We start from the raw sequence: 18992 nt of genomic DNA, 5'->3' as shown, positions 1-18992 counted from the left end.
GATGGCCATCATCGATGACGAGCCTCGCACGACGGGGCCCAGCAGGAGGCAAGAACAATGCAGCCCCCCCTGACGAAAGTGTTGCAATGTCATACTCGGCTTCATCTCCGGCCGGTCTCGGCCCTGGGCGTCATGCTGCTCGTCGGCGGTGCGCTGCTGTTCTCGGCCGGCGTGCTGGCCGAGGAGGCGCCCGAATGGCCCAAGGGGCACTACCCCTTGCCCGAGGAGGGCGACGTCATCGGCGAGGTCTACACCGTCGAGACCCGCCAGGAGGAGACCCTGCTCGATGTCGCCCGCGAGCACAACGTGGGTTACGAGGAGATTCGCCGGGCCAATCCGGATGTCAGCATCTGGTTGCCGGGCGAGGGCACCGAGGTGGTGATACCGGCGCGGCGAATCCTGCCGCCGGAGGCACGCGAGGGCATCGTGATCAACATCGCCGAGCTGCGCCTCTACTACTATCCCGAGGTCGCCGAGGGCGAGACGCCGAGGGTCGAGACCTACCCCATCGGCATCGGCCGCGAAGGTTACGACACCCCGCTGGGGGTGACCAGGACCACCATGCGCCTGGAGAACCCCGCGTGGTATCCGCCGCGCTCGATGCGCGAGGAAGCCGCCGAGCGCGGTGACCCGCCCCCCGCCGTGGTGCCGCCCGGCCCCGACAATCCGCTGGGCGACCACGCGATCCTGCTCGATATCCCCGGCTACCTGATCCATGGCACCAACGAGCCGGACGGCATCGGCATGCGGGCCAGCCGTGGCTGCATACGCATGTTCCCCGAGGACATCGAGTCGGTGTTCGATCGGGTGCCGGAGGGCACCAGGGTCAATATCATCGACCAGCCGATCAAGGTCGGCTGGGAGGGCGACACCCCCCATGTGCAGGTCTACCAGGCGCTCGAGGAGCAGGAGCATGGCATGTCGGCGCTGCTCGAGACCCTGGCGCTGCTGGAGCGCAACAGTGGCGAGGCCAGCGTGGCACTGAACTATGAACAGCTGCGCGAGCTGCTGGACAGCCCCGATGGCCGGGTCGTGGCGCTGGAGCCGCCCCCCGTGCCCGAGCCGGAGGAGGAGATGGTCGAAGAAGGCCTCGGGCTCTACGATCTGCTGGGGGTACAGCAAGGCGTCTACGATGCCGTGGATATCCGTTCCTGACGGCGGGCCTGCGAGTCAGTGCTGCCGGTGGCCTGTCGGCAGCACCTCCACCAGCCCCAGTGCGACGCAGATCCTGACCAGCTCGGCCAGGTTGGCGGCCCCCAGGGCCTTCATGGCACGCAGCCGGTAGACCTCCACGGTCTTGGCGCTCACGCCGAGGTGGTCGGCGATCTCGCGGCTGGTCATGCCCTCCGCCACGTGCACCAGGATCCGCTGCTCCTTGGGCCGCAGGGTGGCGTATCGCGCCTGCAGGGCCTCGAGGCGCGAACGGGCCCGGCGTTCCCGCTGGTGCTCGGCCAGCGCCTGCTGCACGCAGTCGATCAGCTGCTGGTGGTTGAAGGGCTTCTCGATGAAGTCGAAGGCGCCGGCCTTGAGCGCGGCCACGGCCATGGGCACGTCGCCATGGCCGGTCATGAAGATCACCGGAACGCTGTCGCCACGCTCGTTCAGCTGCTGCTGTACCTGCAGGCCGCTCAGCCCCGGCATGCGCACGTCGAGCAGCACGGCGTCATGGGCCTCCGGATCGGCGGCGAGAAAGGCCTCGCCATCGGCGTAGGCGCGGGTGGCGAGGCCCACCGAGTCGAGCAGCCAGGCCAGCGACTCCCGGAGTGCCTCGTCATCGTCCACGATGGCGAGGCAGGGGGGGGCGTCGAGGGGGCGGTCGATGTCGTTCACCGGGGGCTCCTGGGCAATCACTGCGGGCGGGCCGTGGCCAGCGGCCCGGGCTCGGCAAGCAGTGTACCGGTAAAGGTGGCACCGTCGGAACCGTCGCCCGGGGCCAGCGCCAGGCGCCCCCCCATGGCTTCCATCAGCGAGTGGCTGATGGCCAGCCCCATGCCCAGGCCGTCGGGTCGGCTGGAGTGGAAGGGGGCGAAGATGCGTTCGGCCTCGTCCGCCGCGACGCCGGGACCCTGGTCGCTGACCGTGAAGGTGACCTCGCGGCGGCCGGAGCGCCGGGCACGGAGCGTTACCCGATCGGCGCCGGGCTGCTCGCGGCTCGCCTCCAGGGCGTTGAGCAGCAGGTTCACCACGACCTGCTCGAGTGCCACGGGGTCGGCCTGCACCCGAGGCAGGGCGGCGGGAAGCTCATGCGCCAGCGCCACGCCGGCCTGCCGATACTGCCACTCACAGAGCCGACAGGCCGCCTCCACGACCTCCCGCAGAACCACGGGCCTCGGCCGCGTCTGGCCCTTGCGCACGAAGGTGCGGATATGGCGCAGGCGCTCGGCCAGTCGCTGGATCTGCTCGCTGATACGCGACAATGGCAGTTCCAGGTCGCCGGCGGGGCGCTGCGGATTCGCCTGCAGCTGCATGAGGGCGCCGCTGGCATAGTTGGCGATGGCCCCCAGAGGCTGGTTGAGCTCGTGGGCGATGTTGGAGGCCAGCTCGCCCGTGGTGGCCAGTCGGTTGGCGTGGGCGATCTGCTCCTGGTGGCGTCGGGCCTGGGCCTCGGCGGCCTTGCGCAGGCCGATGTCGCGATTGAGCAGCGAGAGGTGGTCCGGTTCGGCACCGGGGCCGCGGTGAGCCAGCACCACGCTGAGCACCGGCACCGGGCCGCGTGGGCCGAGCATCTCGAGCTCACCGCTCCAGGAGCCGTAGCGGGCCACGGCGGGCAGTACGATCTCGCGCAGCACCTCGAGTGATTCCGGCGTATAGGCGTGTTCGAGGCGTGCATCGTCGCCCTCCCGGGGCGGTTGCGCGGGGCGCGAGAGCAGGCGCCGGGCGGCCTCGTTGGAGTAGAAGAGCCGCTCCTCGCCGTCGACGAAGAGCACGTAGTCGGTGGTCGATTCGACCACCCGGGCGAGGCGCTCGCGGTTGGCCTCGGCGCGGATGCGCCGGCCCACGTCGCGGGAGACGCAGAGGATATCGAGCAACTCCCCGGTGACCGGGTCGCGCCGGGTGCGGCTGGTGGTCTCGAACCAGACATAGTGGCCGTCCCTGGCGCGGAAGCGGTAGGTCTGCTGGTAGAAGCCGTCGTGGTAGTAGACCCGCGGCGACTTGTTGAGCAGGTCGCTCAGGTCCGCCGGGTGGAAGAGGTCGTAGGCGGAGACGCCGATCAGCGCTTCGGGCTCATAGCCGAGCAGCTCGCGGGCGGCCCGCGAGGCATAGAGGAAGGTGCCGTCGCGGGCATGGCGCGAGATCAGGTCGGTGGTGCTGTCCGCCAGCCACTGGTAGTGGCGCTTCTCGTCCCGGAGAGCCGCGTTGCGGGCCTCCAGCTCGGCGCAGCGGGCCTCGAGCGCGGCCAGCCGGCGGGTGTCGTCGCCACCAGCCATCAGCGCGCCGGGTCCACTCGGCCACCCAGTGAGGCGTTGCGCCGGAACCAGCCGGCGATGCTGGCTCGGGGCAGGCGGGTGGGCAGCACCTCGTGGGGCACGGTTTCGGAGAGGAAGCAGGCGAAGGTGCCCGCGGTGGGGCGCACCCGCGCCACCTCTCGCTCGGGATCCATGGCATCGAAGAGCACCATCTCGCCGCCGCCATCGGCGGGCCACCCCGGGTTGAGGTAGCTCACGGTGGAGATGATCCGGTTGGCGCGGCCCCGAAAGCTGTCCAGATGCTTCCGGTAGAAGGCGCCGGGCGGGTAAAGGGCGAAGTGCGCCTCGTACTCGAAGAGCCCCAGGAAGAGGGCCTGGTTGAGTTCGTTCTGCAGTTCGCCCATGGCCTCGAGGTAGCGGCGCTGGGCCAGGCTCTCGCGGTCGAGCCAGCGGATGGCGTCGCCGCGGATGTCGCGGCGCAGGGCATGCGCCCGGCCACGGCCTATGCCGGCGACGTCCAGGGCATCGTGGTCGGCGAGGCCGATCAGCTCCCGGTGGAGCTCGATGCACAACTCGCCATCGATGACGTCCTCGCCGACGTACCAGCCCTGTTCCACCAGGGCGTCGACCAGGCGGGGCAGGGCAGCCGTGTCCAGGGCGGGGTTTGCGAGTCGTGGAATCAGTGGTGTATCCCCATGCGGCAGCGGAGATGGGTGTCAGGGCGTCCGGACCAGGCCGTCCCGGGTCCGCAGCAGTCGCTCGGGAAAATAGCACAGTCGACTGTCGGCTGGCTCGCGGTGCAGGCTGATCTCCCGGCCGAAGCCCTCGGCCAGCAGTTCCACCAGCATCATCGCCGAGAGCCCCCAGATGACCTGGCCACCCACATGGTAGTTGGGCACATAGTGCAGCACGCCATCGTGTGGGATGACGTCGGTGTGGTGGCGACGGTCCTCGAGGAACAGCGACAGTGGCACCTCGAAGATGGCATCCAGCTCGCCGAGGTCGGGAACCAGCGGCAGGTCCGGTGGAATCAGGCCCACATAGGGGGTGACGCGGATGCCGTGCAGCGAGAGGACGTCCGATAGCCGGCCGAGCAACTCGACTCGCTCGCGGGGCAGGGCGATCTCCTCGTGGGACTCCCGCAGTGCCGTGGCCAGCAGGTCCGGGTCGTGCGCCTCGCGCTTTCCTCCGGGAAAGGCCACCTGCCCGCTGTGGGTAGTGAGGTGATCGGCGCGGCGAGTGAACAGCAGGGTCGGCTCGGGGCGGTCGATGATCGGCATCAGTACCGCGGCCTCGGGCAGGTCGAGCTTCAAACGCCGGGGGCGGTGGGCTTGCAGCCGTTCGCGAAGATTCTCTAACATGGGGTTTCCATCGGGTTTGATCCCTTCTACCCGGCCGCCGTCGCCGGCGTCAAGCCCGGAGTCGGGCGGCTACCGGGCCGCTCGCCAGCCTGCCAGGGAGCGCCATGAACTTCTGCAGCCACTGCGGCCATACCGTGCGTTTCGCCATTCCGGACGGGGATGACCGTCCGCGCTACCTGTGCGACGACTGCGGTACCATCCACTACCAGAATCCCCGTATCGTTGCCGGCACCCTGCCGGTGAGTGGCTCGCGGGTGCTGCTGTGTCGTCGCGCCATCGCGCCGCGCAAGGGCTTCTGGACCCTGCCGGCGGGTTTCATGGAGAACGCCGAGACCACCGTCGAGGCGGCCGCCCGGGAGACCCTGGAGGAGGCCTGCGCCGAGGTCAGCATTCATGGACTCTATACCCTGATCAACCTGCCGCACATCAACCAGGTCTACATGATCTTCCGGGCGGACCTGGCGGGTGGCTTCGACGCCGGTCCGGAGAGCCTCGAGGTGGCACTGTTCGAGGAGCACGAGATCCCCTGGGACGAGCTCGCCTTTCCCACCATCGAGCGCACCCTGCGCCACTTCTACGCCGACCGCGGCGAGGCGCATTTCCCGCTGCATATCAGCGACATCACCGCTGCGGACCGCGAGCGCTACTTCGGTTCGGCATGATGGGGGCTCGGTCTGAGGGGATGGTCTGCATAAGGAAACACCCGTGGACAAGTTCGAGGTAAAGCTGGATCAGGCGGCACGGGCCGCCTGGATGTCCTTCGTGGGCGGCATGACCCAGGACGAGATCGCCCATCAGCTGGGGGTGTCGCGTCCCGGCGTGCAGCGGTTGCTGGCTCTGGCACGACAGGAGGGGCTGATCAAGGTGCATATCGATCACCCGGTGGCGGCGTGCATGGCCATGTCCAGCGCCATTCGCCAGCACTTTGGCCTGGATTTCTGCGACGTGGTGCCCGCCGAGCCTGAGGCCGCGGATGGGGCGGCCCACTACCTGGCCGTGGCCGGCGCCGAGCGCATCTCCCGGCTGGTGGAGCGCAGCAAGCCTTTGACCCTGGCACTGGGCACCGGGCGCTCGGTGCGAGCGACCGTGGAGGCACTCAGCCGGGTGGAGCGCCCCCAGCATCGCTTCGTCTCCCTGGTGGGCAACGTGGCCCGTGACGGCTCCTCCAACCGCTACGATGGGGTCATGGTGCTGGCCGACAAGACCGGCGGCGAGCGCTTCCTGCTGCCGGCGCCGGTGGTGGCGAGCACGGTGGAGGAGAAGGAGGCCATGCAGCAGCAGCGGCTGTTCCAGTCTGTCGCCGCCGTGGCATGCCAGGCCGAGACCGCCTATATCGGCATCGGCAAGATCGACCGTGAGGCCACCCTGTTCCAGGATCACTTCATCTCCGAAGGAGAGCTGGACGAACTGCTGGACCTCGAGGCGGTGGGGGAACTGCTGGGCTGGCCGATGAATGCCCGGGGCGAGGTGATCGACTGCTCGACCAGTCGACGCATCACCAGCCTGCCGCTGGAGCGGCTCACCGGCCAGCCGCTGGTGGCCCTGGCCGGAGGGAGTGACAAGGCGCCCGCCATTCTTGCCGCCCTGCGCGGCGGCTGGCTCAAGGGGCTGGTGACCGATGAGGTGGCGGCCCGGTTCATCACCGAACGGGCGGAGTGACCCCCGGCCCGCCTCTCCTCTCTCCGACCAAAGTCTACCGATCCCGGCTTTGCTTTTTTTCGGGCCCTGTTCGATCATTTGATTGAAGGTTGATCAATTTGATCAAATCGCGACAACAGATAACAACGCGAGACCCGCAAAGGAGCCCCTCATGAAGCCCACCCGAGCCCTGCCGCTGGCCGCCCTGGCAGCCGCCATCGCCGCTGCCTCCCAGGCCCAGGCCGAGACCGAGACCATTCGCGTCGCCACCGTCAACAACAACGACATGGTGATCATGCAGAGCCTGACCAGCGAGTTCGAACAGGCGCATCCCGGTATCGAGGTCGACTGGGTCATCCTGGAAGAGAACGTGCTGCGTCAGCGTCTGACCACGGATATCGCCACGGGGGGTGGTCAGTTCGACGTCATGACCATCGGCACCTACGAGGTACCCATCTGGGGCGAGCGGGACTGGCTGGTGCCCCTCACCGACCTGCCCGACGACTATGACGTCGACGACCTGCTGACCTCGGTGCGCGACGGCCTCTCCCATGACGGCACGCTCCATGCGCTGCCTTTCTACGGCGAGAGCTCGATGCTCTTCTATCGCACGGACCTGTTCGAGCAGCACGACATCGAGATGCCGGAGCAGCCCACCTGGGAAGAGGCCCATGAGTGGGCCAGCCGGATCCACGATCCCGACAACGGTGTCTATGGCATCTGCCTGCGTGGCAAGCCGGGCTGGGGCGAGAACATGGCCTTCGTCTCGACCCTGGTGAACACCTTCGGCGGACGCTGGTTCGACGAGGAGTGGCAGCCGCAGATCAACTCGCCCGAGTGGCAGGAGGCGATCTCCTTCTATGTCGATCTGCTGGGCAACTACGGTCCGCCCGGCGCCAGCTCCAACGGCTTCAACGAGAACCAGGCGCTGTTCTCCAGCGGCCGCTGCGCGATGTGGGTCGACGCCACCTCGGCGGCGGGGCGCATCTACGATGCCCGCGAGTCCGACGTCGCCGATGTGCTGGGCTTCTCCCAGGCGCCGGTAGCCGTGACCCCCAAGGGCTCCCACTGGCTGTGGTCCTGGTCGCTGGCCATCCCGGCCTCGTCCGAGCGGCAGGATGCGGCCAGGCAGTTCATCACCTGGGCCACCTCTCGTGACTATATCGAGCTGGTAGGCGAGCGTGAGGGCTGGACCAGCGTGCCGCCGGGAACCCGCGCCTCCACCTACGAGGACGAGCGCTATATCGAGGCGGCGCCCTTCGCCAGCTTCGTGCTCGAGGCGATGCAGAACGCCGATCCCACCGACTCCACCCTCGAGCCCAGCCCCTATGTGGGCGTGCAGTTCGCCGGCATCCCGGAGTTCCAGGCCATCGGTACCCAGGTGGGGCAGATGGTGGCCGCGGCGCTGACCGGCCAGATGCCGGTACAGCAGGCGCTCGACAACGCCCAGCGCAGCGCCGAGAGGGCCATGCGCCAGGCGGGCTACTACGACTGAGCCGAGCGACAGGGCCAGCCGGCGTTGCCGACTGGCCCTTCCTTTCCTGATTTCAAGCGGAAACTCCCATGACGACTCGAGCCTCCGGACGTACCGTCGGCGGCCTGCGCTCTCTCTCGCTGCAGGCACCGGCCGTCACACTACTCCTGATCTGGATGTTGATTCCCCTGGGGATGACCGTCTGGTTCTCCTTCCAGCGTTACAACCTGCTGATGCCCGGCATGGAGCAGTTCGCCGGCCTGGAAAACTACCGGTACCTGCTGACCGACCCGGCGCTCTGGTCGGCCATGGGCACGACACTGGTGCTGGTGGGCTCGGTGCTGGCAATCTCGGTGATCGGTGGCACCCTGCTGGCGGTGCTCTACCAGCAGGAGTTCTTCGGCCGCGGCATCGCCCGAGTGCTGGCCATCTCGCCCTTCTTCATCATGCCCACCGTCAGCGCCCTGGTGTGGAAGAACATGATGATGCACCCGGTCAACGGCGTGCTGGCCTGGTTCACCGGCCTGTTCGGCCTGCCCGCCATCGACTGGTTCTCCTCCTACCCGCTGCTGTCGATCATCATCATCGTCGCCTGGCAGTGGCTGCCCTTTGCCCTGCTGATCCTGCTCACCGCGCTGCAGTCCCTGGACGAAGACCAGGTCGAGGCGGCACGCATGGATGGGGCAGGCCCCATCGCGGTGTTCTTCTTCATCACCCTGCCGCACCTGAAGCGGGCGATCAGCGTGGTGATCATGATCCAGATGATCTTCCTGCTGACCATCTTCGCCGAGATCTTCGTCACCACCTCGGGCGGCCCCGGCCTGGCCACCACCAACCTGGCCTACCTGATCTACATCCGCGCGCTGCTGGAATTCGACGTGGGCGGCGCCTCCGCCGGTGGCGTCATCGCCATCATCCTGGCCAACATCGTGGCGATCTTCCTGATCCGCATGGTGGCCAGGAACCTGGAAGACTGATGCCGGCACGACACACGCAACGAGGTCACGAGATGTTCAACAAGACACCCACCAGCGGCCCAGCAACGGCCACGATGCCTCCGGCCCAGCAGGCGATGGGCGCTCAGGGCATCGGCGCCGTGCTGGCGCGCCACCGGCGCCTCTGGCTGGCGCTGCTGGCCTGGACGATCACCTTCGTCATCTTCTTCCCGATCTTCTGGATGATCCTGACCGGCTTCAAGACCGAGGCCCAGGCCATCGCCACGCCGTCGCTCCTCTTCACGCCGACCCTGGAGAGCTATGAGGCGGTGCATGCGCGCGCCGACTACCTCAAGTTCGCCTGGAACAGTGTCTACGTCTCCGTGGGGTCGACCCTGCTGGCGCTGCTGATCGGCATCCCGGCGGCCTATTCCATGGCCTTCCTGCCCACCAAGCGTACCAAGGGCACCCTGCTGTGGATGCTCTCCACCAAGATGCTGCCGCCGGTGGGCGTGCTGGTGCCGATCTACCTGATCTTTCGCGATCTGGGCATGCTGGACACCCGCCTCGGGCTGACGATCGTCTACACCCTGATGAACCTGCCGATCGTCATCTGGATGCTCTACACCTTCTTCAAGGACCTGCCCAGGGACATCCTCGAGGCCGGGCGCATGGATGGCGCCAGCACCCTGCAGGAGGTGGGGTACCTGCTGATTCCGCTGACGCTGCCGGGCATCGCCTCCACCGGCCTGCTGTCGGTGATCCTGAGCTGGAACGAGGCCTTCTGGAGCCTCAACCTCACGTCCTCCCAGGCCGCCCCGCTGACCGCCTATATCGCATCGTTCTCCAGCCCCGAAGGGCTCTTCTGGGCCAAGCTCTCGGCCGCCTCGACCATGGCCGTTGCGCCCATCCTCATCTTCGGTTGGTTGACCCAGAAACAGATGGTGCGCGGCCTGACCTTCGGCGCGGTGAAATAAGTTTTCGACGACGCCGAGGGCGGATCTTCGGCTGGTGCTCTCGCCAACGACAGAAGCAGATGGTCCGCGGCCTGACCTTCGACGACGCCGAAGACGAGTCTTCGGCTGGTGCTCTCGCCAACGACAGAAGCAGATGGTCCGCGGCCTCACCTTCGGCGCCGTCAAGTCATCAAGGAGCCTTTCCATGGCAACGCTACAACTCAAGCAGGTCACCAAGAGCTTCGGCGACACCGACGTCATCAAGGGCATCGACCTGGAAGTCAATGACAAGGAGTTCGTGGTCTTCGTCGGCCCCTCCGGCTGCGGCAAGTCGACCCTGCTGCGCATCATCGCCGGGCTGGAGAGCGCCACCTCCGGCGACCTGGTCATCGATGGCCAGCGCATCAACGAGGTGGGGCCGGCCGACCGCGGCCTGGCCATGGTGTTCCAGAGCTATGCCCTCTACCCGCACATGACCGTCGAGGACAACATGGGCTTCAGCCTGCGCCTGGCCGGGGTCGGCAAGGAGGCGCGCCGCGAGAAGGTGCGCGAGGCGGCGCGGATCCTCCAGCTCGAGCCGCTGCTCGACCGCAAGCCCAAGGCACTCTCGGGCGGCCAGCGCCAGCGCGTTGCCATCGGCCGGGCCATCGTGCGGAACCCCAGCATCTTCCTGTTCGACGAGCCCCTCTCCAATCTCGATGCGGCCCTGCGGGTGCAGATGCGCATCGAGCTGGCGCGTCTCCACGAGGAACTCGACGCCACCATGATCTACGTCACCCACGACCAGATCGAGGCCATGACCATGGCCGACAAGATCGTCGTGCTGCAGGGCGGCGTGGTGGAGCAGGTGGGCTCGCCCATGGAGCTCTACCACCATCCCCGCAACCGCTTCGTGGCCGGCTTCATCGGCTCTCCGAAGATGAACTTCCTGCCGGTATCGCTGAGCGACGCGAACGACCAGGGCGTCGAGGTGACGCTACCCGGAGGGAGGCGCTGCCGGGTGCCGGTGGATGGCGCCGGGCTTGCCAGCGACTCCTCCCTGGAACTGGGCGTCCGTCCCGAGCACCTGGTGCTCGACGAGTCGGGTCCGCTGGAGGGGGAGATCCAGGTGCTCGAGCGCCTCGGCGGCCAGACCTCCCTCTACCTCAAGATGGGCGACGACCTGATCACCCTGATGGCCGACGGTGACGTGACTCACCGGGTTCACGAGACGGTGCGCTTCGGCTTCGAGCCACATCGTGCCCATCTCTTCGACGGCCGTGGGCTGGCGCTGCCAAGCCTGAATCGCCACCCTCTGGCCGGCCTGCGCCGTCAGGACAACCGTGCTGTGTCCGACGCCGATGGCGCCTGAGGGGGGAGTCATGGAAACCCTGATCTTCGACTGCGATGGCGTACTGGTCGACAGTGAGGCGATCGCCGAGGCGACCCTGGTGGAACTGCTTTCCGAGTGGCTGCCTGATCTCGACGCGGACACCGTGCTGCGCCAGGCCCTGGGGATGACCACCGCCCATATCCTGGCACACCTGGAAGGCCTGAGCGCTCACCGTCTGCCTGCCCAGGCTGCCGAGCGGGTGGATGACTCCATCGAGGCGCGGCTGGCCCGCGAGCTGCGGGCCATGCCGGGGGTAGCCGAGGCGATCGCGGCCATCGACCTGCCCAAGGCGGTGGTCTCCAACAGCCGCCGGCAGCGGGTGCTGGCCTCCCTGGCGACCACCGGGCTGGATCGGTTGCTGGGAGAGTCGCCGGTGTTCACGGCAGACCGGGTGGCCCGTCCCAAGCCCGCCCCCGACCTCTACCGTCTGGCGGCCAGTGAGCTGGCACGCTTTCCCGGGGACTGCCTGGTGGTGGAGGACAGCGTCTCGGGCGTCACCGCGGCCCACGGCGCCGGGATGACGGTCATCGGCTTCACCGGGGCCAGCCACGTCGAACAGGGGCAGGATTGCCGACTGATGGCCGCGGGTGCCTGGCGGATTCTCGAGCACATGCACGGGCTGGCGTCGCTGGTCGATGACTGGCGGCACAGCCGCCTGACCCGATGAAAAGAGTGGTAAATCGGACAGAACAACAGGAAGACAAGATGAAACTCGACAACAAGACCAGCGTCATCACCGGCGGGGCCCGAGGCATCGGCCTGGCCATCGCCCAGCGCTACCTGGCCGAAGGTGCCAATGTCGTGGTCGCCGATATCGACCAGGGCGCCATCGACGAGGCCCTGACCACCCTGCAGGGCGAGGGGCACGCCGCCGAGCGGCTGATGGGCGTACGCCTGGACGTCTGCGACCTCCAGGCCATCGACGCCATGGTGCAAAGCGTCAGCGAGCGCTTCGGCGGCATCGACATCCTGGTCAACAACGCTGCCGTCTTCGACATGGCCCCGGTACTGGAGGTGACCGAGGCGAGCTACGACAGGCAGTTCGCCGTCAACGTCAAGGGCCTGTTCTTCACCCTCCAGGCGGTGGCCGGGGCGATGGTGGCGCGTGGCCAGGGGGGCAAGATCATCAACATGGCCTCCCAGGCGGGGCGCCGTGGCGAGGCACTGGTGAGCATGTACTGTGCCACCAAGGCGGCGGTAATCAGCCTGACCCAATCCTGCGCCCTGGATCTGGTCCGGCACGGCATCAACGTCAACGGCATCGCCCCCGGGGTGGTGGACACCCCGATGTGGGAGGAGGTGGATGCGCTCTTCGCCCGTTACGAGAAACGCCCCCTCGGCGAGAAGAAGCGCCTGGTGGGCGAGGCGGTGCCGGCCGGGCGCATGGGCCGGCCTGACGACTACGGCGGCGCCGCGGTCTTCCTGGCCAGCGACGACAGCGACTACGTGGTCGCCCAGACCCTCAACGTCGACGGCGGCAACTGGATGAGCTGAACCCTGTGCGATATCGCGACCCGTGGCGCTCAGCGCCGAGCCGTGTGACTGATGCGACAGACGAGAATTGATGCCATGACATCCACTCCCCATGCCGACTCCCTCTCCGAGGTAACCCGGCGGATCCTCGCCGTTGCCGAGGGTCGCCAGCGCCTGCTGGTGGCCCTGGCCGGGCCGCCTGGTGCCGGCAAGTCCTATCGCTCGGAGCAGCTCCGGCAGGCCATCGGCGAAGCACTCCCGGGGCAGGTGGTGGTAGTCCCCATGGACGGCTACCACCTCGACAATGCCGTGCTCGAGCCCCGGGGGCTGCTGCCCGTCAAGGGGGCGCCCGAGACCTTCGATTGCGACGGGCTCAGGCATGACCTCGAGCGCATCCGGCGCTCCGATGGCAGTGTCGCCGTGCCGGTGTTCGATCGCCCCCTGGACCTGGCCCGTGCCGGGGGCCGGCTGGTCACCCGCGAGCACCGCATCGTCATCGTCGAGGGCAACTACCTGCTGCTCGACCAGGGGCCCTGGCGCGCCCTGCATGGCCTCTTCGACCTGAGCGTGATGCTCGAGGTGGACGACGCGACCCTGGAGCAGCGCCTGATCGAGCGCTGGCTGGCCATGGGCCGCGACGCCGATGCCGCTCGTCGCAAGGCCCTGGGCAAGGACATGCCCAACGCCCGACTGATCAAGACCGCATCCATCCCGCCTGACCTGGAGTGGCGCTGACGCCGTGCCGTGGTCGTTAGCGCCGAGCACGACTCGACTGGAGATCCCGCATGATCCGACTCAACAACGACAATCTTGCCAGGCTCCTCGCGGAGGTCCCCACGCCATGTCTGGACCGCGGGAAGATCACTCCCGGTATCGTCCACTTCGGTGTCGGCGGCTTCCATCGCGCTCATCAGGCCATGTATATCGATGAGCTGATGAATCGTGGCGAGGCCCTGGACTGGGGCATCGTCGGTGTCGGCGTGATGTCGGGTGATCGCCGCATGCGCGACGCCCTGGCCGCCCAGGACCACCTCTACACCCTGGTGGTCAAGCACCCCGACGGCCGCCGCGAGCCTCGCGTCATCGGCAGCCTGGTGGACTACCTGTTCGCCCCCGACGACCCGGCGGCGGTGGTGGAGCGCCTCGCCGACCCGGCGATCCGCATCGTCTCGCTGACCGTCACCGAGGGTGGCTACAACTTCCACCCGGTGAGCGGGGAGTTCGACCTCGACCACTCCGACATCCGCCACGACCTGGCCCACCCCGAGGCGCCGCGCACCACCTTCGGGCTGATCGTCGAGGGCCTGGCCCGGCGCCGCGAGCGTGGCATCGCACCCTTCACCTTGATGTCCTGCGACAACATCCAGGGTAACGGCGACGTGGCCAGGGAGACCTTCACCGCCTACGCCCGCGCCCGGGACCCGGCGCTTGCCGAGTGGATCGAGGCCTCGGTGGCCTTCCCCAACGCCATGGTGGACCGCATCACACCGGTCACCAGCGAGGCCGACATCGCCGAGCTGGGCGAACGCTTCGGCGTCGAGGACGCCTGGCCGGTGGTCTGCGAGCCCTTCACCCAGTGGGTGCTGGAGGACCGCTTCGTCGCCGGTCGCCCACCGCTGGAGCGAGTCGGCGTGCAGCTGGTGGATGACGTGGAGCCCTACGAGCTGATGAAGCTGCGCCTGCTCAACGCCAGCCACCAGGCGCTGGCCTACCTCGGCACCCTGGCCGGCTACCGCTACGCCCATGAGGTGTGCCAGGATCCGCTGTTCGTCGACTTCCTGCTCGGTTACATGCGCCACGAGGCCTCGCCGACCCTGGCCCCGGTGCCGGGTATCGACCTCGAGGATTACCGCCGGACCCTGATCGAGCGCTTCGCCAACCCTGAGGTCAGGGACACCCTGGCGCGGCTGTGTGCCGAGAGCTCGGATCGCATCCCCAAGTGGCTGGTGCCGGTGATCCGCGAGCAGATCGCACGCGGCGGCGAGCTGCATCGCAGCGCCGCGGTGGTGGCCAGCTGGGCACGCTACGCCGAAGGTGTCGACGAGCAGGGCGAGCCCATCAAGGTGGTGGATCGTCTCAGGGAGGAGCTAATGGCGTTGGCGAAACGCAACCACGAACAGCCCACGGCCTTTATCGAGAATCGCGAGCTGTTCGGCGACCTGGCCGAGCAGGTGCGCTTCCGCGAGGCCTACGTCGCAGCCCTGACCTCGTTGCACGAGCAGGGCGCGCGCGCCACCCTGGAGCACCTGGCATCGACAGGAGGAGCGTCCTGATGTATGTCGGCGTGGACTGCGGGACCCAGAGCACCAAGGTAGTGGTGCTGGATCCCGAAGGCGAGCGGATCCTCGGGGAGGCGAGTCGTCCCCATCACCTGGACGAGGGGGAGGGCGGGCGCCGCGAGCAGGCGCCCGCCGACTGGGTCACGGCCTTTCGCGGTGCGTTCAGGGAGGCCGTGGCGCGGTCCGGCGTCGACGCCGGGGCGATCCGGGCCCTGGGCGTCTCCGGGCAGCAGCACGGCCTGGTGGCGCTTGACGCCGCTGGCGAGCCGGTGCACCCGGCCAAGCTGTGGTGCGACACCGAGACCGCGCCCTGGAACGCCGCCCTTGTCGAGCGCCTGGGCGGCGAGGCGGGCTGCCTCGACAGGCTGGGCCTGGTGCTGCAGACCGGCTACACCGCCTCCAAGCTCGCCTGGCTGCGGGAGGTGCACCCCGAGGCCTATGCGCGCATCGCCACCCTGATGCTGCCCCATGACTACCTCAACTTCTGGCTCACCGGCGAGCGGGTGGCCGAGGCCGGTGACGCCTCCGGCACCGGCTACTTCGATACCCGCACCCGGTGCTGGCGGCACGACGTCCTGGCCGAGATCGCCCCGGAGCTCGATCCCGAACGGGTGCTGCCGCGGCTGATCGCCTCCCGGGAGCCGGCCGGCACGGTGCGCCCCGCGTTGGCCCGCGAGCTGGGGCTGGCCGACGACGTCCTGGTGGCCAGCGGCGGGGGCGACAACATGCTCGGCGCCATCGGCACCGGCAACATCCGCCCGGGGCTGGTGACCCTGAGCCTCGGCACCTCGGGCACCATCTGCGCCCATTCCCCCGAACCCGTGGTGGCCGACAGCGCCATGGTGGCCAACTTCTGCGCCAGCCATGGCGGCTGGCTGCCGCTGGTCTGCACCATGAACGTCACCTCGGCCACCACCCGCATCCGCGAGTTGCTCGGCCTCGACCTCGCCAGCTTCGGCGAGCGGGTGGCGGCCGCCCCCCTCGGCGCCGAGGGGGTAACGATGCTGCCCTTCTTCAACGGCGAACGGGTGCCCATGCTGCCCGAGGCCACTGCCAGCCTGGACGGCCTCACCAGCGTCAACACCACCCCGGCCAACCTCTGCCGGGCGGTGGTGGAGGGCGCCACCCTGGGCCTGCGCTATGGCCTCGAGCAGTTCGGCCAGCTGGCCGAGGGGGTGAGCGAGATTCGCCTGATCGGTGGCGGCTCGCGCAGCCCGGTGTGGCGCCAGATGCTGGCCGACATCACCGCCAGCCGGGTGGTGTGTCCCGAGGTCACCGATGCCGCGGCCCTGGGCGCCGCCCTGCAGGCGGCCTGGTGCCATCGCGCGGGCGCCGGAGACGGCGAGCTGGCCGAGCTCTGCACGCGCCTGGTGCATCTCGACGAGAGCTCGCGGGCCGAGCCCGACCCGGCCAGTGTCGCCGCCTACGACGAGGTCCATGCCCGCTATCGCCGGTGCCTGGCCGATCGTCACTCCATTACCTGATCCCATTGCATGATGCATTGCACCACAAGCGAGGAGCCCCCCATGACGACCCGACTCGACAGCCTCAAGAGCCACTCCCTGGTGGTCGCCGACACCGGCGACCTGGACGCCATCAAGCGTTACCGGCCCCACGACGCCACCACCAATCCCTCGCTGCTGCTCAAGGCCTTCGACCTGCCCGGCTACCGGGCGCTGATCGACGAGGAACTCGCCGCGGTGAAGGCCGAGTTCCAGGACCACCAGGCACGGGTGGAGCACGCCGTGGATCGCCTCGCCGTGGCCAAGGGCACCGAGATCGCCCGGCACATTCCCGGGCGGATCTCCACCGAGGTGGCCGCGCGCCTCTCCTTCGACGAGGAGGCCAGCGTGCGCAAGGCCCATGAGCTGGTCGAGCGTTACGACCGTCGCGGCGTGGGCCGCGATCGCGTGCTGATCAAGCTGGCCTCCACCTGGGAGGGCATCCGCGCCGCCGAGCGTCTCGAGCGCGAGGGCATCCAGTGCAACCTGACCCTGCTGTTCAGCGAGGCCCAGGCCCAGGCCTGCTTCGACGCCGGGGTCTTCCTGGTCTCGCCCTTCGTGGGTCGTGTCACCGACTGGTACAAGAAGGAGACCGGCAAGGAGTATGCGCCCGACGAGGACCCGGGCGTGCGCTTCGTACGTGGCGTCTGCGAGCGGGCCGGCCGCGGCGGCTATGACACCGTGGTGATGGGGGCGAGCTTCCGCACTGTCGGCCAGGTGCTGGCACTGGCCGGCTGCCCGCGGCTGACCATCTCGCCGGCGCTGCTCGAGGAGCTGGCGGCAGAGGAGGGCGAGGTGGCCCCTGCGGTAGCGATTCCCGCCGCCGCCGGGGAGCGGCCGTTGCCGCTCAGCGAGTCCGCCTTCCGCTGGGGCCACAACCAGGACGCCATGGCCAACGACAAGCTCGCCGAAGGCATCCGCCGCTTCGACGAGGACCAGCGTACCCTGGAGGCGCGCCTCGCCGAGCGGCTGGGCTGATCGCGGAAGGGCGAGCCATGAGCCTGGGTGCGCCATCGGCCTGATGAGCGGATAATGACGAGGAGCGACGTCGCCCGGACCGCTGCAGGGCCAGAAGGAGACCTGATGGGGCTGCCACTCTCTCAGCAGACACTTGCCGCCCTCGGCCAGGAAGTCCGTGTACCGGCCTATGATCGTCGGCGATTGCGCCCGGGGGTCCTGCATATCGGACTGGGCAACTTTCACCGTTCGCACATGGCGGTTTACCTGGACCGGCTTTTCGAGCGAGGCGAGGCCCATGACTGGGGCGTCGTCGGGTCAGGTGTCATGCCGGCGGATATCCGGATGCGCAGGCGCCTGCAGAAGCAGGACTGGCTCTCCACCGTGGTCGACCTCCACCCTGATGGGAGCTCGGCGCGGGTAGTGGGTGCCATGGTCGACTTCGTTCCCGTCGAATCAGCGCCCATCGTCAAGGCGCTATCCGACCCCCGCATCCGTATCGTCTCCCTGACCATCACCGAGGGAGGCTACTTCCTCGATGCGGCAACCGGTCGGTTCGATGCGAGCCACCCGCGGATTCTGGCCGACGCGGCCGACCCGCGCCGTCCGGGCACCCTCTTCGGGATGCTGGTCAAGGCCCTGGCCGAGCGCCGGGCGAAGGGCCGGCCACCCTTCACCGTGCTCTCCTGCGACAACCTCCCCGGCAATGGCGAGGTGACGCGGAGCGTCGTCGTCGGCCTGGCCGAGCGCATCGACCCTGAGCTGGCCGCCTGGATCCGGCGGGAGGTGACGTTTCCCAACTCGATGGTCGACTGCATCACGCCGCGCACCACCGCCCGCGAGCGCGAGCTGGTCAGCCGCCGCTTCGGCATCGAGGATGCCGCTCCGGTGGTCTGTGAGCCTTTCCGGCAGTGGGTGGTCGAGGATCGCTTCTGCGCCGGACGCCCCCCGATGGAGAGGGTCGGCGTCCAGTTCGTGGACGACGTGTCTCGCTACGAGACGATGAAGCTGAGGATGCTCAATGCCGGGCATGCCAGCATCGCCTATGTGGCGGCCCTGCTGGGGTACCAACAGGTGCACGATGCCGTGGCGGACCCGGATATCCAAGCCTGGCTGCTCGCCCTGCAGAAGCGGGAGGTCATCCCCCTCCTGAAGGAGATCGAAGGGGTGGATTACCGGGCCTATCTGGACAGTGTCGTCGAACGCTTCGGCAATGCCGAGATCGGTGACACCGTTGCCCGGCTCTGCGCCAATGGGTCGACACGACAGCCGAAGTTCATCCTGCCGGCGATCCGGGATGCCCTCAGGCGTGGTCTGCCCATCGAGGGGCTGGCACTCGAGCTGGCGCTCTGGTGTCACTACTGCCGCTCGGACGGCGGGGAGTCGCAGGTGCCGCCGCTCGCCGATCCCCTGTCGGCACGGCTTAAGGAGGGGGCTCGGCATACCGGTGGCGATCCGCGGGCCTTCCTGGCGATCCGCGAGGTATTCGATGACCTCGCCGAGGCGGAATATCTCGTGAGGGCATTCGCCCGGTGGCTAGGCATCATCGATGATCGAGGCGTGCGTGCGGCCATCAGGTGCTATGTTCGCGAGGCGTGAGCCACGATTCGCTTGCGGAGTGGGTCCCGGGGGGCAAGG

At 68.3% G+C, this 18992-nt stretch carries 18 protein-coding genes; 14 read left to right on the top strand and 4 right to left on the bottom strand.

All coding sequences use genetic code 11. The annotated features are described in order from the left end of the window. Positions 1–57: 57 nt before the first annotated feature. The gene (locus ACOMD9_RS05775) at positions 58–1155 is read left to right on the top strand and encodes a L,D-transpeptidase family protein (RefSeq protein ID WP_421412729.1); all 1098 of its coding nucleotides are present in this window, start codon (positions 58–60) and stop codon (positions 1153–1155) included. Positions 1156–1170: 15 nt separating this feature from the next. Here the strand turns inward: ACOMD9_RS05775 and ACOMD9_RS05770 are convergent, their stop codons facing one another. Genes ACOMD9_RS05770 through ACOMD9_RS05755 form a run of 4 tightly spaced genes read right to left on the bottom strand, consistent with a single transcriptional unit; the run spans position 1171 to position 4768 of the window. Then, positions 1171–1830: a response regulator transcription factor gene (locus tag ACOMD9_RS05770; RefSeq protein WP_421412728.1), complete on the bottom strand. Its 660-nt coding sequence runs from the start codon at positions 1828–1830 to the stop codon at positions 1171–1173. Between the two features lie 17 nt (positions 1831–1847). Then, positions 1848–3428, bottom strand: a complete 1581-nt coding sequence (locus ACOMD9_RS05765; RefSeq protein ID WP_421412726.1) for a PAS domain-containing sensor histidine kinase — start codon at positions 3426–3428, stop codon at positions 1848–1850. Next, on the bottom strand, positions 3428–4090 hold the full coding sequence (locus ACOMD9_RS05760) for a 2OG-Fe(II) oxygenase (RefSeq protein ID WP_421412968.1): 663 nt from the start codon (positions 4088–4090) through the stop codon (positions 3428–3430). Before ACOMD9_RS05760 ends, ACOMD9_RS05765 begins: the two co-directional genes overlap by 1 nt. Positions 4091–4123: 33 nt before the next feature. After that, positions 4124–4768 carry a CoA pyrophosphatase gene (locus ACOMD9_RS05755; RefSeq protein ID WP_421412724.1) on the bottom strand — a complete coding sequence of 215 codons (645 nt, stop codon included), beginning with the start codon at positions 4766–4768 and terminating at the stop codon, positions 4124–4126. A gap of 104 nt (positions 4769–4872) precedes the next feature. On the opposite strand from ACOMD9_RS05755, the gene ACOMD9_RS05750 reads away from it, so the two are divergent. The 13 genes from ACOMD9_RS05750 to ACOMD9_RS05690 all read left to right on the top strand — a co-directional run bounded on the left by ACOMD9_RS05750 (position 4873) and on the right by ACOMD9_RS05690 (position 18953). Continuing rightward, the gene (locus ACOMD9_RS05750) at positions 4873–5430 is read left to right on the top strand and encodes an NUDIX hydrolase (protein WP_421412722.1); all 558 of its coding nucleotides are present in this window, start codon (positions 4873–4875) and stop codon (positions 5428–5430) included. 43 nt (positions 5431–5473) lie between these two features. After that, positions 5474–6427 carry a sugar-binding transcriptional regulator gene (locus tag ACOMD9_RS05745; RefSeq protein ID WP_421412720.1) on the top strand — a complete coding sequence of 318 codons (954 nt, stop codon included), beginning with the start codon at positions 5474–5476 and terminating at the stop codon, positions 6425–6427. Positions 6428–6578: 151 nt separating this feature from the next. Continuing rightward, positions 6579–7901: an ABC transporter substrate-binding protein gene (locus tag ACOMD9_RS05740; protein WP_421412719.1), complete on the top strand. Its 1323-nt coding sequence runs from the start codon at positions 6579–6581 to the stop codon at positions 7899–7901. Positions 7902–7969: 68 nt separating this feature from the next. Then, positions 7970–8857 (top strand): carbohydrate ABC transporter permease, encoded by an 888-nt coding sequence (locus tag ACOMD9_RS05735; protein ID WP_421412717.1) that lies wholly within the window; start codon positions 7970–7972, stop codon positions 8855–8857. 74 nt (positions 8858–8931) lie between these two features. Beyond that, a complete protein-coding gene (locus tag ACOMD9_RS05730; protein ID WP_421412966.1) occupies positions 8932–9792 on the top strand; it encodes a carbohydrate ABC transporter permease in 861 nt (286 codons plus the stop codon). A gap of 184 nt (positions 9793–9976) precedes the next feature. Beyond that, positions 9977–11122 (top strand): ABC transporter ATP-binding protein, encoded by a 1146-nt coding sequence (locus ACOMD9_RS05725; protein WP_421412716.1) that lies wholly within the window; start codon positions 9977–9979, stop codon positions 11120–11122. Between the two features lie 10 nt (positions 11123–11132). Beyond that, positions 11133–11810, top strand: coding sequence for an HAD family hydrolase (locus ACOMD9_RS05720; RefSeq protein WP_421412715.1), 678 nt, complete (start codon positions 11133–11135; stop codon positions 11808–11810). Positions 11811–11848: 38 nt separating this feature from the next. Next, positions 11849–12637, top strand: a complete 789-nt coding sequence (locus ACOMD9_RS05715) for an L-iditol 2-dehydrogenase (protein WP_421412714.1) — start codon at positions 11849–11851, stop codon at positions 12635–12637. 75 nt (positions 12638–12712) lie between these two features. After that, positions 12713–13351: a nucleoside triphosphate hydrolase gene (locus ACOMD9_RS05710; RefSeq protein WP_421412713.1), complete on the top strand. Its 639-nt coding sequence runs from the start codon at positions 12713–12715 to the stop codon at positions 13349–13351. Between the two features lie 50 nt (positions 13352–13401). Beyond that, on the top strand, positions 13402–14889 hold the full coding sequence (locus tag ACOMD9_RS05705) for a mannitol dehydrogenase family protein (RefSeq protein ID WP_421412712.1): 1488 nt from the start codon (positions 13402–13404) through the stop codon (positions 14887–14889). After that, a complete protein-coding gene (xylB, locus tag ACOMD9_RS05700; RefSeq protein WP_421412711.1) occupies positions 14889–16379 on the top strand; it encodes a xylulokinase in 1491 nt (496 codons plus the stop codon). Before ACOMD9_RS05705 ends, xylB begins: the two co-directional genes overlap by 1 nt. A gap of 42 nt (positions 16380–16421) precedes the next feature. Then, positions 16422–17375 (top strand): transaldolase, encoded by a 954-nt coding sequence (gene tal, locus ACOMD9_RS05695; protein ID WP_421412710.1) that lies wholly within the window; start codon positions 16422–16424, stop codon positions 17373–17375. Between the two features lie 105 nt (positions 17376–17480). After that, positions 17481–18953: a mannitol dehydrogenase family protein gene (locus ACOMD9_RS05690; RefSeq protein WP_421412709.1), complete on the top strand. Its 1473-nt coding sequence runs from the start codon at positions 17481–17483 to the stop codon at positions 18951–18953. Positions 18954–18992: the final 39 nt, after the last annotated feature.

It is taken from the genome of Halomonas terrestris, from assembly GCF_049166755.1.
Classification (GTDB): domain Bacteria; phylum Pseudomonadota; class Gammaproteobacteria; order Pseudomonadales; family Halomonadaceae; genus Halomonas.
This window is presented reverse-complemented; position numbering and strand designations above follow the sequence as displayed.

Excerpts from the sequence above, each read along its gene's own strand:
- ACOMD9_RS05720 (WP_421412715.1), top strand. The coding sequence starts at position 11,133 with ATGGAAACCCTGATCTTCGACTGCGATGGCGTACTGGTCGACAGTGAG.
- ACOMD9_RS05740 (WP_421412719.1), top strand. The coding sequence starts at position 6,579 with ATGAAGCCCACCCGAGCCCTGCCGCTGGCCGCCCTGGCAGCCGCCATC.
- xylB (WP_421412711.1), top strand. The coding sequence starts at position 14,889 with ATGTATGTCGGCGTGGACTGCGGGACCCAGAGCACCAAGGTAGTGGTG.
- ACOMD9_RS05730 (WP_421412966.1), top strand. The coding sequence starts at position 8,932 with ATGCCTCCGGCCCAGCAGGCGATGGGCGCTCAGGGCATCGGCGCCGTG.
- tal (WP_421412710.1), top strand. The coding sequence starts at position 16,422 with ATGACGACCCGACTCGACAGCCTCAAGAGCCACTCCCTGGTGGTCGCC.
- ACOMD9_RS05715 (WP_421412714.1), top strand. The coding sequence starts at position 11,849 with ATGAAACTCGACAACAAGACCAGCGTCATCACCGGCGGGGCCCGAGGC.
- ACOMD9_RS05710 (WP_421412713.1), top strand. The coding sequence starts at position 12,713 with ATGACATCCACTCCCCATGCCGACTCCCTCTCCGAGGTAACCCGGCGG.
- ACOMD9_RS05750 (WP_421412722.1), top strand. The coding sequence starts at position 4,873 with ATGAACTTCTGCAGCCACTGCGGCCATACCGTGCGTTTCGCCATTCCG.
- ACOMD9_RS05690 (WP_421412709.1), top strand. The coding sequence starts at position 17,481 with ATGGGGCTGCCACTCTCTCAGCAGACACTTGCCGCCCTCGGCCAGGAA.
- ACOMD9_RS05775 (WP_421412729.1), top strand. The coding sequence starts at position 58 with ATGCAGCCCCCCCTGACGAAAGTGTTGCAATGTCATACTCGGCTTCAT.
- ACOMD9_RS05755 (WP_421412724.1), bottom strand. The coding sequence starts at position 4,768 with ATGTTAGAGAATCTTCGCGAACGGCTGCAAGCCCACCGCCCCCGGCGT.
- ACOMD9_RS05735 (WP_421412717.1), top strand. The coding sequence starts at position 7,970 with ATGACGACTCGAGCCTCCGGACGTACCGTCGGCGGCCTGCGCTCTCTC.
- ACOMD9_RS05725 (WP_421412716.1), top strand. The coding sequence starts at position 9,977 with ATGGCAACGCTACAACTCAAGCAGGTCACCAAGAGCTTCGGCGACACC.
- ACOMD9_RS05705 (WP_421412712.1), top strand. The coding sequence starts at position 13,402 with ATGATCCGACTCAACAACGACAATCTTGCCAGGCTCCTCGCGGAGGTC.
- ACOMD9_RS05765 (WP_421412726.1), bottom strand. The coding sequence starts at position 3,428 with ATGGCTGGTGGCGACGACACCCGCCGGCTGGCCGCGCTCGAGGCCCGC.